This is a genomic window from Bacillus methanolicus PB1, from assembly GCF_000262755.1.
Lineage (GTDB): Bacteria > Bacillota > Bacilli > Bacillales > Cytobacillaceae > Bacillus_Z > Bacillus_Z methanolicus.
In genome coordinates this window covers 184,996-200,437 of the sequence record NZ_AFEU01000003.1, presented here as the reverse complement: position 1 = coordinate 200,437, position 15,442 = coordinate 184,996, and the positions used below count along the sequence as shown (strand labels likewise).

Annotated in this window: 18 protein-coding genes and 1 pseudogene; 12 read left to right on the top strand and 7 right to left on the bottom strand. The window is 37.7% G+C overall.

Translation table 11 applies throughout. The features are described 5' to 3' along the window. The first annotated feature begins 76 nt into the window (after positions 1–76). The 3 genes from PB1_RS10785 to odhB all read left to right on the top strand — a co-directional run bounded on the left by PB1_RS10785 (position 77) and on the right by odhB (position 4,765). On the top strand, positions 77–313 hold the full coding sequence (locus PB1_RS10785; protein ID WP_004436433.1) for a hypothetical protein: 237 nt from the start codon (positions 77–79) through the stop codon (positions 311–313). A 314-nt stretch (positions 314–627) separates the two neighbouring features. Continuing rightward, positions 628–3,483, top strand: coding sequence for a 2-oxoglutarate dehydrogenase E1 component (locus tag PB1_RS10780; RefSeq protein WP_004436431.1), 2,856 nt, complete (start codon positions 628–630; stop codon positions 3,481–3,483). A 1-nt stretch (position 3,484) separates the two neighbouring features. Next, positions 3,485–4,765, top strand: coding sequence for a 2-oxoglutarate dehydrogenase complex dihydrolipoyllysine-residue succinyltransferase (gene odhB / locus PB1_RS10775; protein ID WP_004436429.1), 1,281 nt, complete (start codon positions 3,485–3,487; stop codon positions 4,763–4,765). A 74-nt stretch (positions 4,766–4,839) separates the two neighbouring features. On the opposite strand, the gene sda is transcribed toward odhB, so the two are convergent. Beyond that, on the bottom strand, positions 4,840–4,974 hold the full coding sequence (sda, locus tag PB1_RS10770) for a sporulation histidine kinase inhibitor Sda (RefSeq protein ID WP_004434141.1): 135 nt from the start codon (positions 4,972–4,974) through the stop codon (positions 4,840–4,842). Between the two features lie 190 nt (positions 4,975–5,164). Between sda and PB1_RS10765 the strand changes: the two genes are divergently transcribed. The 5 genes from PB1_RS10765 (at position 5,165) to crcB (PB1_RS10745) (ending at position 7,688) form a co-directional block, all read left to right on the top strand. Continuing rightward, positions 5,165–5,953 carry a VOC family protein gene (locus tag PB1_RS10765; RefSeq protein WP_004436427.1) on the top strand — a complete coding sequence of 263 codons (789 nt, stop codon included), beginning with the start codon at positions 5,165–5,167 and terminating at the stop codon, positions 5,951–5,953. A gap of 13 nt (positions 5,954–5,966) precedes the next feature. Beyond that, on the top strand, positions 5,967–6,371 hold the full coding sequence (locus PB1_RS10760; protein ID WP_004436425.1) for a secondary thiamine-phosphate synthase enzyme YjbQ: 405 nt from the start codon (positions 5,967–5,969) through the stop codon (positions 6,369–6,371). 219 nt (positions 6,372–6,590) lie between these two features. Continuing rightward, a complete protein-coding gene (locus PB1_RS10755) occupies positions 6,591–6,794 on the top strand; it encodes a DUF6501 family protein (RefSeq protein ID WP_004436424.1) in 204 nt (67 codons plus the stop codon). A 148-nt stretch (positions 6,795–6,942) separates the two neighbouring features. Beyond that, positions 6,943–7,338 carry a fluoride efflux transporter CrcB gene (gene crcB / locus PB1_RS10750; protein ID WP_004436423.1) on the top strand — a complete coding sequence of 132 codons (396 nt, stop codon included), beginning with the start codon at positions 6,943–6,945 and terminating at the stop codon, positions 7,336–7,338. Beyond that, positions 7,335–7,688 carry a fluoride efflux transporter CrcB gene (crcB, locus tag PB1_RS10745; protein ID WP_004436422.1) on the top strand — a complete coding sequence of 118 codons (354 nt, stop codon included), beginning with the start codon at positions 7,335–7,337 and terminating at the stop codon, positions 7,686–7,688. The genes crcB (PB1_RS10750) and crcB (PB1_RS10745) overlap by 4 nt, the downstream gene beginning before the upstream one ends. Positions 7,689–7,835: 147 nt before the next feature. Here crcB (PB1_RS10745) and yidC read toward each other — a convergent pair whose 3' ends face one another. From yidC to PB1_RS10725, 3 genes are all read right to left on the bottom strand, one after another. Beyond that, complete coding sequence (gene yidC, locus PB1_RS10740; RefSeq protein WP_004436421.1) at positions 7,836–8,609, bottom strand: membrane protein insertase YidC; 774 nt, start codon at positions 8,607–8,609, stop codon at positions 7,836–7,838. A gap of 500 nt (positions 8,610–9,109) precedes the next feature. Beyond that, the gene (locus PB1_RS10730) at positions 9,110–9,676 is read right to left on the bottom strand and encodes a biotin transporter BioY (protein WP_004436419.1); all 567 of its coding nucleotides are present in this window, start codon (positions 9,674–9,676) and stop codon (positions 9,110–9,112) included. 278 nt (positions 9,677–9,954) lie between these two features. Continuing rightward, positions 9,955–10,413 (bottom strand): cupredoxin domain-containing protein, encoded by a 459-nt coding sequence (locus PB1_RS10725; RefSeq protein WP_004436418.1) that lies wholly within the window; start codon positions 10,411–10,413, stop codon positions 9,955–9,957. A gap of 131 nt (positions 10,414–10,544) precedes the next feature. Here PB1_RS10725 and PB1_RS10720 point away from each other — a divergent pair. Further along, a pseudogene (locus PB1_RS10720) lies at positions 10,545–10,910 on the top strand (EamA family transporter); the annotation flags it as partial. 202 nt (positions 10,911–11,112) lie between these two features. Then, the gene (locus PB1_RS10715; RefSeq protein WP_004436416.1) at positions 11,113–12,300 is read left to right on the top strand and encodes a C40 family peptidase; all 1,188 of its coding nucleotides are present in this window, start codon (positions 11,113–11,115) and stop codon (positions 12,298–12,300) included. A gap of 69 nt (positions 12,301–12,369) precedes the next feature. Here the strand turns inward: PB1_RS10715 and modB are convergent, their stop codons facing one another. Together modB and PB1_RS10705 are read right to left on the bottom strand one after the other, a co-directional pair. Next, on the bottom strand, positions 12,370–13,023 hold the full coding sequence (gene modB / locus PB1_RS10710) for a molybdate ABC transporter permease subunit (protein WP_004436415.1): 654 nt from the start codon (positions 13,021–13,023) through the stop codon (positions 12,370–12,372). A 286-nt stretch (positions 13,024–13,309) separates the two neighbouring features. Next, entirely contained in the window at positions 13,310–13,552 is a 243-nt protein-coding gene (locus PB1_RS10705) for a YkuS family protein (protein ID WP_004436414.1), read from the bottom strand. A 112-nt stretch (positions 13,553–13,664) separates the two neighbouring features. On the opposite strand from PB1_RS10705, the gene PB1_RS17025 reads away from it, so the two are divergent. Next, the gene (locus tag PB1_RS17025) at positions 13,665–13,796 is read left to right on the top strand and encodes a YuzL family protein (RefSeq protein ID WP_004436413.1); all 132 of its coding nucleotides are present in this window, start codon (positions 13,665–13,667) and stop codon (positions 13,794–13,796) included. A gap of 420 nt (positions 13,797–14,216) precedes the next feature. Next, positions 14,217–14,348: a hypothetical protein gene (locus tag PB1_RS18310; protein WP_004436411.1), complete on the top strand. Its 132-nt coding sequence runs from the start codon at positions 14,217–14,219 to the stop codon at positions 14,346–14,348. A 269-nt stretch (positions 14,349–14,617) separates the two neighbouring features. On the opposite strand, the gene PB1_RS10700 is transcribed toward PB1_RS18310, so the two are convergent. Then, a complete protein-coding gene (locus tag PB1_RS10700; protein WP_004436410.1) occupies positions 14,618–15,217 on the bottom strand; it encodes an SCO family protein in 600 nt (199 codons plus the stop codon). Positions 15,218–15,442: the final 225 nt, after the last annotated feature.

Sequence of the window (15,442 nt, the reverse complement as noted above, 5' to 3'; positions counted from 1 at the left end):
TTAAAATTGTCATATGAAAATTCGGAAAATTTGTATTATAATAAAGACATCCATATCTTCCGGAGGGATCTCTTTCATGATAGAGGTGAAAAACTGCAAGCATCTTTTTTCTAATAGTAATGAGAATTATGTTTTTACGACAGATGACGGAATTGAAGTATTTGTTACAGGCGCCGCTTATCAGAAATGCATGAGCTGCGGCCATGCCGAATTCCCGCTTGAAACGAAAGAACTGATTGAATCTTCATTAAAAGAAAAACGGATTTCAAAATCCAATCAACAATTATATATAAATTTAATAGATTTACTGTAAGCCGGGTTCCCCCGGCTTTTCATTTTGGGGCCAGCCCTTATTGCTTTAACGTAATAAAGGATGATCCTTTGATTATTTTTTTAATAAAATAAATAAAGAGTGCAGAAAATATAAAATCATCTCTATGCTCAGGTTAAAATCTTTGTAGAACAGGCTTTTTCGTGATAAAATTGGATTGAAAACGTTTTATCCTTTAAAAAATAAAATTATTTTGTGAATTAAAATATTACTTTATTAAGGGGAAGGGTAAAAGAAGAAAGTATGATAAAACGGTCAAAATTTGGTTTTAAAAAACAAGTGGGGGTATTTTTGCCATGAAAAAGCCATCAACCGGTCATGACCCTGTCTGGCAAGGGTTCCATGGTCCAAACCTTGGCTATGTTATTGATCTTTATGAAAAATATTTAGAAAATCCGGAATTAGTTGACCCGGAAATAAGTGCATATTTCGAACGATGGGGTCCACCAGTTTCTGCACAAGAGAAACCGCAAACATTTTATTCCGAGTCATTAAGCGCACAGCCTTTCTTTCCTGATATGGAGAAAGTGTTTTCGGCCATTCGCTTAGCCGATCGGATCCGGTCGTATGGTCATTTGGCTGCAAATATTTATCCATTAAATGACCATGTACAAAATTCCGAGATTGTCGATCCTAATAAGTACGGTTTAAGCGAACAAGATTTATCTACAATTCCCGCAAGCATAATCTGCCTTGATGCACCGAAAGAAATTCGAAATGGCTTTGAAGCAATTGACTATTTAAAGAAAGTGTATACTGGTTCGATTGCATTTGAATATCATCACGTAGCTAATCTTGAAGAAAAAAAATGGCTCCGCCAAAAAATTGAAACAGGGGGAATCCTCCCTGCTTTTAAAAAGGAAAAACGCATTTCAATCTTAAAAAGACTGATTCAAGTAGAAGAATTTGAAAAATTTCTTCACCGGACGTTCGCAGGGCAGAAGCGTTTTTCAATTGAGGGCCTTGATTCGATGGTTCCGCTCCTTGATGAACTAATTTCAGAAGCAGTTAAAGAAGGAGCAAAAACGATAAATATCGGAATGGCGCACCGCGGCAGATTGAATGTCCTGGCGCATGTTCTGGGTAAACCATACGAATTGATTTTCGCCGAGTTCCAGCATGCTCCGAATAAAGAACTAGTGCCATCAGAAGGCTCAATCGGGATCAACTATGGCTGGACAGGGGATGTTAAATATCACCTTGGGCTTGACCGGCAAATAAAAGAAGAAAATACTGTAAAAGCAAGAATTACGCTCGCAAACAATCCGAGCCATCTTGAATTTGTCGGAGCGGTTGTTGAAGGGTTTACCCGCGCAGCGCAAGAAATACGAACAAATAAAGGGTTTCCTGAACATACTCCAACATCAGCATTGCCGATTTTGATTCACGGAGATGCTTCTTTTCCCGGCCAAGGTATTGTAGCGGAAACTTTAAACCTCAGCCGATTAAAAGGTTATCAGACAGGCGGCACCATTCACATTATTGCAAATAATACTATCGGGTTTACGACCGAATCCGCTGATTCGCGTTCGACAAGATATGCCAGCGATTTAGCTAAAGGATACGAGATTCCAATATTGCACGTAAATGCAGATGATCCGGAAGCAGTTCTTGCAGCTGCACTGTTTGCGATCGAATACCGTACAAAATTCAACAAAGACTTTTTCATTGATTTAATCGGCTACCGGCGGTTTGGCCACAATGAAATGGACGAGCCAATGACAACCAATCCGCTGATGTATAAAATGATTCGCCAACATCCAACCGTGAAAGAATTATATGGAAAACGTTTAATGACTGAAGGTTTGGTTTCTGAAGAAGATATGAAAAAGTTTGCCGAAGATATTCATGAACGCCTTCAAAAAGCATATGAAAAAGTTCCTAAAGAAAAAGTGCACCATGATTTAAAAGAAACAGAACCACCGGTAACTGTCGAAAAAGGTTTTCCTGAAATAAATACGGGAGTTCCATTCAAACTTTTAAAACAAATCAATGAAGAATTATTAAAATGGCCTGAGGACTTTAACGTCTTCGGAAAATTGGCGAAGATTTTGAAACGAAGAATCGACGCTTTTGATGAAAATGGAAAAGTTGATTGGGCATTAGCCGAAACACTTGCTCTTGCATCAATCATTTCTGACGGCACACCTGTCCGGATGACAGGCCAAGATTCTGAACGGGGTACATTTGCCCATCGCCACCTTGTTCTGCATGATAGTGAAAATGGAAAAGTCTATCTGCCACTGCATCAATTATCGACTGCAAAAGCATCATTTTCCATACACAATAGCCCTTTGTCTGAGGCTGCGGTTGTCGGGTATGAATATGGTTACAATGTATTTGCACCTGAAACCCTTGTTATTTGGGAAGCGCAGTATGGTGATTTTGCGAATGCAGCCCAAGTGATGTTTGACCAATTTATATCAGCAAGCCGCGCGAAATGGGGACAAAAATCAGGATTAGTTATGCTTCTGCCGCACGGTTATGAAGGTCAGGGACCGGAACATTCCAGCGCCCGGCTTGAACGTTTCTTGACCCTTGCTGCCGAAAATAACTGGACTGTTGCCAATTTAACAACTGCTGCCCAATATTTTCATATATTAAGAAGGCAAGCAGCCATTTTACAAAAAGAAGAAGTACGCCCGCTCGTCATTATGACTCCGAAAAGTCTTTTGCGAAACCCGCTCGTTGCATCAAACGGCCTCGAACTCAGTAAAGGAGAATTTAAATCGTTGATAGAGCAGAATGGTCTTGGCATGGATACGGAAAAAGTAGAGCGAATCCTGTTATGCAGCGGAAAAATCTGCATTGATCTTGCTGAAAAATTAAAAACTGCTGAAAAAAAGGAATGGCTTCATATTATTAGGGTGGAAGAAATTTATCCGTTTCCTGTTCAGCAGCTGAAGAAATTATTCGGCCGTTATCCAAACGTAAAGGAAATTATTTGGGTTCAGGAGGAACCGAAAAATATGGGCGCATGGAGCTTTGTTGAACCTCTCATTAAAGAAATTGCTCCACATGGGGCAGAAGTTTCTTATATCGGCCGTCGTCGACGATCAAGTCCGGCTGAAGGTGATCCAAATGTCCATAAACTTGAACAAGCACGAATTATTGACGAAGCACTAACCAGGAAAGAACAAGGGGGTATATAAGGTGGCAGAAATCAAAGTTCCAGAATTAGCAGAATCAATAACGGAAGGTACAATCGCGCAATGGTTGAAAAGACCTGGTGACCATGTAAATAAGGGCGAGTATATTGTAGAACTAGAAACAGACAAAGTGAACATTGAAATAATATCTGATTATGAAGGTGTCTTGAAAGAACTTCGAGCAAAAGAAGGAGATACAGTAAAAGTCGGAGAAACAATTGCTGTTGTCGATGTAAATGAAAAAGCATCACATCAAGTATTGCAAGAGCCGCAACAAGTAAATGAACAAGAACTAGCGAAAAAGCAGCCTGCCTCTTCTGTAAAACAGATAATACAGTCGACAGAAAGCAATCCGTCTGAGCCTGAAATGCAAGAAAAGAAAGACAGGCCAATTGCTTCACCTGCTGCCAGAAAATTTGCAAGGGAAAAAGGAATTGATTTAAGCAGTGTACCTACAATTGATCCACTTGGAAGAATAAGAAAACATGATGTAGAATTGTTTCATTCAAACGAGGGAATAAGCAGCGTTCAACAGCCGCAACCGCAAAAATCTGAACAGACTGTAACACATGCAGAATCCGGAAAACCGGCAGAACGGATTCGCATGTCGAGGCGCCGTCAAACAATTGCCAATCGCCTTGTAGAAGTCCAGCAAACAGCTGCCATGCTTACAACCTTTAATGAAGTTGACATGACCGCAGTTATAAACTTAAGGAAACGCCGAAAGGATAAATTTTTCGAAGAACATGAAGTACGCTTAGGCTTCATGTCATTCTTTACAAAAGCTGTCGTCGCTGCTTTAAAGAAACAGCCTTATTTAAATGCTGAAATTCAAGGTGATGAAATCCTGCTTAAGAAGTATTATGACATCGGAATTGCCGTCGCGGCTCCGGAAGGATTAGTTGTACCGGTTGTAAGGGATGCAGACCGTAAAAATTTTGCGGAAATTGAATCTGATATTATGGAGCTTGCTGAAAAAGCAAGAACAAACAAATTGTCATTAAATGATCTTCAAGGCGGAACCTTTACAATTACTAACGGCGGCGTGTTTGGATCATTGCTGTCTACACCAATTTTGAATGGTCCGCAAGTAGGAATTTTAGGTATGCATAAAATACAGCTCCGTCCGGTTGCAATTGATGAGGAACGGATTGAGAACCGTCCAATGATGTACATTGCATTATCATATGACCATCGCATTGTAGACGGAAAAGAAGCCGTTACGTTCCTTGCTAAAGTAAAAGAGCTGATCGAGGATGCGGAATCACTGTTATTAGAAGGGTAATGAAATTTGCAAAATTTAATAAAAACCACAATAAATTAGAGCGGTTCAGCAAATGCTAACCGCTCTGAATCTTTTCATCGTTTCTTAAAAGGTTTTAATCCTCGTCTTTTAATTTCATCTTTTAAAATCTTTGCCCATTCCTTATCCTTATCCGACTTCAGTGCATCACGATACGAGACAATCAACAATTCATTACTCATAATTTTCATTTTGCATTCCTCCTCGGAAAGTGAATGGATAGTAAAAATATTAAATTATTAACTTATTGTAAATGTTTTTTAAGCTTTTGAAAACCCATTTTCAAAATATTTTAAAAAAGACTTTTCTTTATAAAACAGATAGAATATACAACAAGCAAGTATAATGAAAGAAATGAGTTAGGAATTTGGAGGGATCAAAATGAAACTTGAAATTGACCACGTCGTTCATTTTCTTAACAGGCATCCTCTGGAAGCTGTAAAGCTGTTAAAAAATCACGGATATCATGCAGTGATGGGCGGTCGACATGAAAATTGGGGAACACATAACAGCCTTTTTTATAACGGATTGTCATATGTAGAATTTCTGGCAATAGAAGATCGGCAAAAAGCCAACGAAGCGGATAATCCCCTTGTTCAACAGCTAATAAGTGACATCGGGAGAGGTGAAGGGGTAGGACAAATTTGTCTGCGGACAAATAATATTTCTGTTTTACAATCCACGATTTGGAAAAGAGGTTTTAAAACTTCCGGTATTTTTAATGGCAGCCGTAAGAGAGAGGATGGATCAGTTATTCGTTGGAAAATGCTTTTTATTATTGAGAAAACTTTATTGCCGTTTCCTTTTTTCATTGAATGGGAACAAACAGATGAAGAACGGTTTCATGATTTAAAAAAACTGCAGATGATAACTGATGATCAGGAAAATCGTTCAATTAAATCCGTAACCTACACTGTACATAATGCTGAAAAAGCAGCGAAAGAATGGTCAAAATTATTTGATGTTCCGATACATTATCTTAAAGATGCAAAAGATATAACTGCAAGTATTCAAGTCGGAGCATTAGAAATTGTTTTTGTACAGCCTGCCACTAAAGAGAGCGATCTCTATAAAGTTTTGCACCAACGCGGAGATAGACCTTTATTAGTAACATTCGAACCGATACTTCGAAAACAGGGTTTTGAGCTGTTTGGAACCCGATATCAGTAAGGAGGTTTTTTGTATGTTGCAAAAATCTACAATTCGTACAAATAAACGGGATGAATTTTATGAGGTAACGTCTGAAGTGGAAAAAGCAGTAAAAGAATCCGGAATCAAGGAAGGGGTGGCAATCGTGTATTGCCCTCATACTACGGCCGGGATTACCATTAATGAAAATGCGGACCCGGATGTAAAACGCGACATGATTCGCCGGTTTGATGAAATATACCCTTGGCACCATTCTTTGGATCGACATATGGAAGGAAATACTGCAGCCCATATGAAAGCCAGTACAGTCGGTTCTTCCCAGCAGATCATTATTACAAACGGAAAGCTGTTGTTAGGATTATGGCAAGGAATTTATTTTTGTGAATTTGATGGTCCGCGTACAAGAACATTTTATGTAAAAATTTTACGATCAGAGTAAAGGGTCTGACCCCCTCCAACAATTAAAGTCTAGTTTTAATGAGCTTATAATGAAGCGTTTACGGTTAGGTCAAGGACCTCACTTTCAAAAGGGCGGGTACATGCTTACATGCATGAATAAAAGAGCATATTTTATATATAAATCAATCTAGCACTATTGCGGTATTCCAATCTCTTTCATTATACTTAGAAAAAGATATTCATTTAAGGAGTGGCAATTATGATTCATCAAACATGGCATGACCGAGCTACTGTGAAAAAAATAAAATGCGTCCATACTGATGCAAAAAAATACATTGTTAACCGTGCCTTAACACCTGGAAAAGTTTACGAAGTTAAGAATGAAACCGAAGAATTTTATTTTATCATCGATAATACAGGAAAAGTAGGCGGCTTTTATAAAAACTATTTTGTAGACGCATAACAATTTCTAAAAAGGGCTCACTCATAAGGTCTTACTCCCACCTGCATTGGAGGGGTCTGACTTTTTTTATTAAAGAAAGGAGTTCCAGATCACAATCGCGAACTCTTTTCTTTAACTTCATAAACATGTGAAAATAGAAGGTGGTATCTTGTCTTATGTAACTACCGGTCTTGGAGGAATCATTGGAAGTCTGCTTCGATACTTCCTTTCCGTCACTGCCTTATCGCTCTGGGGAGATGGATTTCCTTTTGGCACTTTGGCTGCTAATTTATTGGGTGCATTTGCTTTTGGGTGGCTGACAAATAATAAGGCGGTATTCCGTAAACTCCCTGCGCACATTGTAAGCGGGATCGGAACGGGGATCATCGGCTCATTTACGACATTTTCAACATTTAGTTTGGAAACTTTACAGCTTGTTGAGCAAGACCATCTGTTTTTTGCATTTTTATATGTAATCTTTAGTTTGCTCGGCGGCCTTTATTGTGCATGGCTAGGATCTTGTTTGGCAATAAAAGTAAGTAACACGGAGAAGAAAAGTTTATGAAGAATTTATTACTTGTTGCTCTCGGCGGTTTTTTTGGGGCAGTATCCCGATACTTCATTTCAAGGAAATTGAATGGCCATAATTCAAAAATTCCTTTTGGAACATTAACAGTTAATTTGCTCGGCTCGTTTTTGCTTGGAATTCTTATTGGAAAAAAACTTGGGGAAGCTGTTTACGCGCTTTTTGGAATTGGATTTATGGGTGCTTTTACTACCTTTTCAACACTGAAAGCAGAAACACTTCAGCTATTTGAACAAAAAAAAACCATCAAAGCAGCCTTTTATTTAGCTATTACTTACATTGGCGGTATAACAGCCGGCTTTCTCGGCCTGTTAATTGGGAGATCATAAATAAAATAAAAGGGGTTAGAGGCTGTCTCATAAGGGTCTGACCCTTAGGTTTTTTATACGGTGTCTTATCTAGAAGACTCATTTATCATGGTGGCTGATATGCCATGGAGGTTTGAGACAGCCTCTCAGCCCTTATTTTTTCATCAATCAATTGGAATTTTCATGACGCTTTTCAGTTGAATATAATTTTCTTGCTACGATCGTCTGAATAATTAAAAACAAACCGCCGACTGTCCAGTAAAGCGGCAATGCTGCAGGAGCATTTATAGAAACAAATACAATCATAATCGGAGAAAGCAATCCGAAAAATTTCATTTGATTTTGCTGATCGGCAGGCATATTCGATTGGGAAACTTTGAACTGCAAAAAATAGACGATTCCTGCTGCAGCGGTAATAAAGAGATCAGGATGTCCGAGATTAAACCATAAAAACGAATGGGTTGCAATTTCTCCAGAACTTCTAATCGCATAATAAAACCCGAGTAAAATCGGCATTTGGATAATAGCGGGAAGGCAACCTGCCGATAGTGGATTCACTGCGTGTTTTCGATATAAACTAAACATCTCTTGCTGCAATTTTTGCTGTTCCTCAAGTTTTTTCGCGCTTTTTAATTTCTTTTGAATTTCATCCAACTCTGGTTTTAGCAATTCCATTTTTTCTTTCATTGCCAACTGGCTTTTATATTGTTTTAACACTAAGGGCATTAAAATTAATCGAATCAAAATTGTAATTACAATAATCGACAATCCGAAATTGCCCCCGAAAAGGCCTGCAACAAAATGAATGGCCTGAGCGAAAGGTTCAATAAACATGATATGAAAGAACCCTTTATTGTCTGCTCCGTAAGCTTGACATGCGGTAAGCAAACTAGTACTGATGAATAAGATAATAAGAGATAGCGCTAAACGTTTAATTTTCATTTTATTTCCTCCTATTTTTTATTTATAAGAGAAAATAAAATGATCACCTTCATCATCGGCAGATTCTTTCTTTCGAATATATTTTATAATCCACGTTAAAAGAAAATTTGTATTTGACCGGCTTTTAGCTATATAGGATGGTATGCATGAATGTGACTTGATGTCTATGCGGGAAGAAAAAGAATCAATTGAAACATCAACGGACAAAAAGAAAATATATTGAATCGAAAGGCTTAGCAAAACACTAATATAAAAAGTCGTAAGCTGAGAAACATCCGAGACGTCAAATAAATATTCTAACAATAATTTTCACCTCTATTGAAAGCCGATGATATGAGTATATTCAGTCAAATAATATAAATCAATGGCATCCTATTTCCATGCACACAAGAAATAATACGTATAAACATAAAGAAAGTTTCGAAGAAAATATTTATAAAAATATTTTTCCTCTTAAAAACAAAAATGAGCATTCGCAACGAATGCTCTCTTGAAAGGAATTAAAAAGGTGTTTTTGCTGTTAACAATAAGTTGGCAGATATTAGCCTGTTTCTGACTAAGATTCCAATCCATGATGCAAGGACAGCTTTGATAATACCTACAATTATAAAAGGAGTAAATCCAACTGTAAATGCTTCTGTCAAGGAAAGTTCCGCAGCGACTTTCAGCCATACAGTTCCAATTGATAACGTGATCAGCATACCGATTATATTTGCAATTATGGCGTTTTTTATCGTAAAGGATGTTTTTTCAAGAAACCATCCAATAAAGAAAGCAGTAGGAATAAAGCTAAATAAATAGCCTCCCGTCGGACCGACAAGAACTGAGACACCGGCTTTCATTTCAGCGTATACCGGTATCCCTGCTGCACCAATGATTACATATAAAATAACTGCAAGAGTTCCGTATCTTGCTCCTAGAATTGTTGCGGCAAGGCCGATTGCCAGAGTTTGTCCGGTGATCGGAACGTGCGGAAGCGGAATCGTTAACTGTGCCATTACTCCGATAATCGCCGCAAATAAAGCTGTAATAATCATCATTCTTAGTCTTCGCTGTTGATTGTTCATTCGTTTCTCCCCTTTTTTGTAAACAAATAAACCGATATGGTTTACAATAATACATTATTTCAGCAAATTAACTTTGTCAATACATGACTTTACAATTAATAAGAACGGTTTGACCCCTCAATACAATTAATAATGAATTAGTAATAATAAGTTTTACTGAAATTGGTGTAGGTTATGCAAAAGGAGGGGCATACGGTCAATATTGGACGCAAATGTTCATCGGAAGGTAAAAATGACAAAAAGCACTGGGTTCCCTGATCCAGTGCTTTTCTTTGTCACTAATCTACAACAATATAAGCAATCATTGGACCATTACGATCTTTGTTAGAATGCGTTAGGCAAATAAACCTGTATATTCCTTCTTTATCAAATTGCAGGGGCACGGTTGTTTCATCATCTTGTTTGACAACTCCTTTTATATTAGTACCTTCGATAATAAATGGATGTTCTTTACCATTCACACCTAAAATGGTAAGGCGCACTTTTTCCCCTTTGTTAACAAACACGGTGCCGGGATCCCAGCGATATGCCTCAATTTCTTTCCCTCCGCTTGTTTTCGCTGAAAATTCACCAGTTACCATATGAATCTCTCTTATTTGTTCATGTTGATTTTGATCTCGGCTGGCAACAGGAACCGAGCCCGATGTTCCGAAAAACCAGATAGCAGCGGCGGAAAGTGTAATCATAAATAAAAGAAAAAACATCATAGACCCTTTTTTAAGCACTACAAATCGCAATTGTTTTCACCTCCAATCACTTGTCCATTACAATCTTATGCAGGTGAGGGGTTAATACTTGTCTGTTTTCATCTATTATTTGATTACAATCGTCATTAGACGTACTTCCAATTTAATTTCCGCAACTGACGTTATTGTTCGGGTCTTTGCTTTTATTTTTAATTAGTTTTTGGATGGAACCGGACGGTCTATTAAGCTTGGCAAACGGTACGGGATCCCTATGGATGATCTTCCTTGCGTCAGCTGTACTTGCTACTGCGCTTGGTCATATGATTTACAACAAAGCAATTCAACAAATTGGTGCAGCAGAATCGGCGATTTTTATTAATTTAAATCCTCTCTTTTCATTACTCGGGGCTTATTTATTTTTAGGAGAATCTATTTCTCTTTCACAAATTTTGGGGTTTAGTTTGATCGTGCTAGGTGTCATTTTAGGAAGCGGTATGCTGGATGAAAGCCGTGTACTTTCTCGGCGTTCAAAAGCGCTGGGGAAATAATGTGTCTGGAATTCTCCGAATGACCTCCCGATGTTAGAGAGTTGCTTCAATCATATTAATTCCGTTTCTTTTGACAAAAAATTACCCGTTTAGCCTTAAAGAAAAAAGCAGTCCATCCGATGTAAAGAATAGTAGTGTTTTTTTTGCATGATTCATTGAATAAACGTTTCGTTCGTTGACATAGATAGAGGGGGAAAAAACGGTGAAAGATCCGGTGAAAAAGCTCATCGTCGGTTCCGCGTTTGCATCGGCGCTATTCATGCTTCCATCCATTAGTGATGCGGCCTTGGGAGACTCGGATTTAAAAATAGGGATGAAAAACGATGATGTAAAACAGCTTCAGCAATTATTAAAAAATAAAGGATATTTTACATACTTTAAAGCTACGGGCTATTATGGATCTATCACGGAAAAGGCTGTGAAAAACTTTCAATCGGCTGTGGGATTGCCACAAACAGGTGTGTTTGACTGGAAAACGTATGAAAGATTAACGGGGGTCTCTCAAAAGGCAAATCCTGCCCAGACAGCTGCCAACGGCACGTTAAAAATTGGATCCCGCGGTAAAGAAGTCAGCCAATTGCAATCACAATTGAAATCGCTTGGATATTTCACTTATCCGTCCATCACCAATTACTATGGAACAATCACTTCTGAAGCGGTTCGCAAATTCCAGCAAGATTATGGGTTGACCGCCGATGGAGCAGCAAGGCCGCAAACGCTGAACAAGCTGAAAGAAGTACTGAACCAAAAAGGAAAATCTGCACCAACCAATAATAAAACTGAACCTCCACAGACAGCGATACGCTTAACGATCAGTTCGACCGGGGAAGAAGTTAAAAAGGTTCAAACGAAATTGAAAGAGCTCGGATATTTTACATACACGACCATTACGGGATATTTTGGCACGACTACCTTTGAGGCAGTAAAAGAGTTCCAAAAGGCCAATAAACTTCCAACGACCGGTACGGTTGATTTGAATACTTATACGCGATTAATGCTAGCAAAACCTTCCAAGAAGGAAAAAGAATTTAACGTTATTAATTTAATTGGAGATGCGGCGGAACTGCTTGGAACACGCTACCAATGGGGTGGAACGACTCCTGAAAAAGGATTTGACTGCAGCGGATTTCTTGTTTATGTATTCGAAAAACAACGTATTTCTTTACCGCGTACAGTCTCGTTAATTTGGAACGCCGGAAAACAAGTGGACAAGCCGTCAGTCGGAGACATTGTTTTTTTCGAAACCTACCGGCCGGGAGCCTCTCATGCTGGGATTTATATCGGAAACAATCAATTCATTCATTGCGGAAGTTCTACAGGAGTTACCATCAGCAATTTGACAAGCAAATATTGGAGTGAACGATACCTCGGGGCGAAGAGATATTATTGATACTCCTTTTATATTCCTCTATTAAAGAAAAAGCCATAGAATTAGATACCGCTCCATGGCCCATATTATTTACTTTAAAAATGCGGTACATAAAATCATGAAAAAAGATATTGCAATCATTGCCCCAACTAGCAGCCAAGCCATCTCCATATTTCCAGAGTCAAAAGCTACATAGATGGCCGTTGATGCCGTCTGTGTTTTTCCCGGAATATTGCCGGCAAACATTAATGTAGCTCCAAATTCCCCCAGTGCCCTGGCAAAACTTAAAATACTGCCTGTAAGTATTGCTCGAAAAGAAAGGGGAAGAGTAACAAATAAGAAAACTTTCCATTCATCAGCACCATCAACTCGTGCTGCATCTTCCACACCTGAATCAACTAACTCAAATCCTGTTTTTGCAGATTGGTACATTAGCGGAAAGGCGACGACAGTTGAAGCAATAACTGCTGCCAAAGGGGTAAACATAACTTGCTGCCGAAAAACAGAATCAATAATCATCCCTAGAAAGCTGTTATTTCCAAATATGATAATTAATAAGAATCCAATAACGGTCGGCGGCAAAACTAAAGGGAGCAATAATGCCGTTTCAAGTATTACTTTTCCGCGAAACTGCCTTTTTGCCAACAGTTTTGCTAGTAATAATCCGATGATTAAAACAATAACGGTAGAAATGCCGGCAATCTGTAATGAGAGCGATACAGGCATCCAAAAATCAGTGTTCATACATAAATCAGTCCAATACGTATTACTTGTAATATTAATGTCTGAACTAAATAGACTATCAACCAATACTAGGTTCATACGTATTATAACGAAAAATTTGCCATTATTCAGCACTAAAGATTATTTAAAAGCAAAAAGCAAAAAGAGGGTGTCTCATAAGGGTCTGACCCCATGTGCATTTATCAAAATACAGCACATTTATACAACATTATGTCCTATATATTGTGTTATGGGGTCTGACCCTTAGGCTTTGAGACAGCCTCTTGAGACAGCCTCTTTATGATGGTTAACGGAGCTTTTCTTCAACTTGCTGGCAAACTTCATCAGCAGACTTCCCACTCGCATCGATTACAGAGGCATTTGTAATAATATCCTGCATGCCCATCATATTTAAATCCTGGCCTGAAACGACGCAGCAAAAGCAGTCCTTTGCATCCGACTCCTGCTTTAATTCAACTACATCGTATCCTCTTTGCCGAAGGGCTTCGGAAATGTTGGTTAAAGATTGTTCAACCCCAATTTTCGCCACAAAAAACACCTCCTCCCATAAAATATCATCTCTAACTTTTCTCAAAATATTCTTTATAAAGCTGTATAAATTGCCCGGCTCTTTGCAAAAAGTATACGTGGAGGTGTTTACAGTGTCTAAACGAAAACAGGATCCGTCCAGGACAGGACTGAGTTCATCGCAAGTTGAGGGACAAGGAACAACAACTACAGAACCTGGTGAACGGCAAGCCTCTTCATCCCGCCGAAAACAAAAGCGGTCTTAATTGATTTTCAAAAACATGCAAATGAGGCAGACTCATAATGGTCTGTCTCCCTCAGACAAATACAATATACAGAATGGTTGTATCAGTCTTTGCCGGAGGAAGTCAGACCCTTCAGCCTCGTGTATTTTCAAAAAATAAATCAATTATTAAATTGAGAAGGGAAAAAGTATTTATAATTGATGAAATTTTTTAAGAGAAAAACAGGATTTTAGTTTTCAATAGCGAATGGATAAATTGAGAAGAAAATACAAGCGTTTAGACCCAATTTTCCCAAAATAGGAATACCAATAATTGGTTTTAACGCCAGAAAAGAAAGGGAATGAGAAATATTCAAATATTTTTATCAAATTTTTCATTGATTGTTCATATTTGCTATGTAGTATAAAGGTATTGAATCGCTCTTAAAAAGGAGTTTTTAGAATGGCAACAAAACAACTCATTGAGTTTGTCAATCGGTTAAGAAAGTCCGGCATTAATGTAAGCTTCACAAAAACAAAATCTGAATTTTTTTCATTGCAAAATAATAACAAGCAATCCTCAACCGAAAATTAAAAGAATAGATAAGAATAGATATGAAGAGATTCATTACCAAAAAAGCAGTGATCACACAATTCACCGCTTTTTTTCTGTGGAATAGGGCGCAACGCTAACAAAGATAGAAATGGCACTTACCTTTAAGAAGATACTTGTTTAGCTTTGTAAATATTTAGAGCTCGGCTTCGTTGACACCGCCTTATTATGTTGGTTCTGTATTATAATAAAAGCTGTTTCCATGTTATGGTAGGGAGTTTAAAACTCTTGCACGTTTTTTGATTTGTGCATTAAATTTCATTCATAATTTTCTCAAAAACTTCATCTTTATTAAAATTTTCTCCCATTGGGAATTTTTTTATGAATTTATTATTTTCATCTAATAAATAAGTGAAGGAAGTATGAATGTATAACCCGTTTCCCGGATCACGGTATTGGAATTGGAAAGTATCAGCAATTTTCTTAATTTCTTGCCGATCTTTTTCATAGTTTTTCGGATCCGCTGTCAGCATAATCCAGTTGCCGTCATTTTCAATTCCAAACATTTCCATATATTTTTTTAATACTTCAGGCGTGTCGCGGTAAGGGTCAAACGTAATTGTAATAAATTGTATGTCCTTGCCATATACCCCTTCTTTTTGAAGATCTTTTTTTAATAAATTCATTTTTTGTGTAGTAGTAGGACAAATATCAGGGCAATGTGTATACATAAATTCAACTAATTTCAATTTTTTATCGGCTTTTCCAAACGTATATTCCTCTTCATTCATCGTTATTAACGAAATATTATCAGGTATTTTTGCAGCAACATCTCGAAAAATAAAATATGAAATGCCTGCAACAGTTCCGATTATAATAAGTATTGTGCTGATTATATACAATCTTTTCATTATTGTTCCCACCTTAAAATTTTGATGAAAAAATACAAGGGTTTTCATAGAACTTTTTCACATTTAAGATATATAATTTCTATGAAAAATCCTATGGAAATTGTGTGAACATTTATTACTAACAGCATTTATATAGTTCATTTTTACTTGTCTTCAGTCAGGCACACATGATTGGCATATAAAATAATTTTGGTAAAATAAAGGTAATCAAAATTATTATGAGGA

Coding starts and splice junctions, on each gene's coding strand:
- PB1_RS10785 (WP_004436433.1), top strand. CDS start 77: ATGATAGAGGTGAAAAACTGCAAGCATCTTTTTTCTAATAGTAATGAG.
- PB1_RS10780 (WP_004436431.1), top strand. CDS start 628: ATGAAAAAGCCATCAACCGGTCATGACCCTGTCTGGCAAGGGTTCCAT.
- sda (WP_004434141.1), bottom strand. CDS start 4,974: ATGAAAATTATGAGTAATGAATTGTTGATTGTCTCGTATCGTGATGCA.
- PB1_RS10765 (WP_004436427.1), top strand. CDS start 5,165: ATGAAACTTGAAATTGACCACGTCGTTCATTTTCTTAACAGGCATCCT.
- PB1_RS10760 (WP_004436425.1), top strand. CDS start 5,967: ATGTTGCAAAAATCTACAATTCGTACAAATAAACGGGATGAATTTTAT.
- PB1_RS10755 (WP_004436424.1), top strand. CDS start 6,591: ATGATTCATCAAACATGGCATGACCGAGCTACTGTGAAAAAAATAAAA.
- crcB (WP_004436422.1), top strand. CDS start 7,335: ATGAAGAATTTATTACTTGTTGCTCTCGGCGGTTTTTTTGGGGCAGTA.
- yidC (WP_004436421.1), bottom strand. CDS start 8,609: ATGAAAATTAAACGTTTAGCGCTATCTCTTATTATCTTATTCATCAGT.
- PB1_RS10730 (WP_004436419.1), bottom strand. CDS start 9,676: ATGAACAATCAACAGCGAAGACTAAGAATGATGATTATTACAGCTTTA.
- modB (WP_004436415.1), bottom strand. CDS start 13,023: ATGAACACTGATTTTTGGATGCCTGTATCGCTCTCATTACAGATTGCC.
- PB1_RS18310 (WP_004436411.1), top strand. CDS start 14,217: ATGGCAACAAAACAACTCATTGAGTTTGTCAATCGGTTAAGAAAGTCC.
- PB1_RS10700 (WP_004436410.1), bottom strand. CDS start 15,217: ATGAAAAGATTGTATATAATCAGCACAATACTTATTATAATCGGAACT.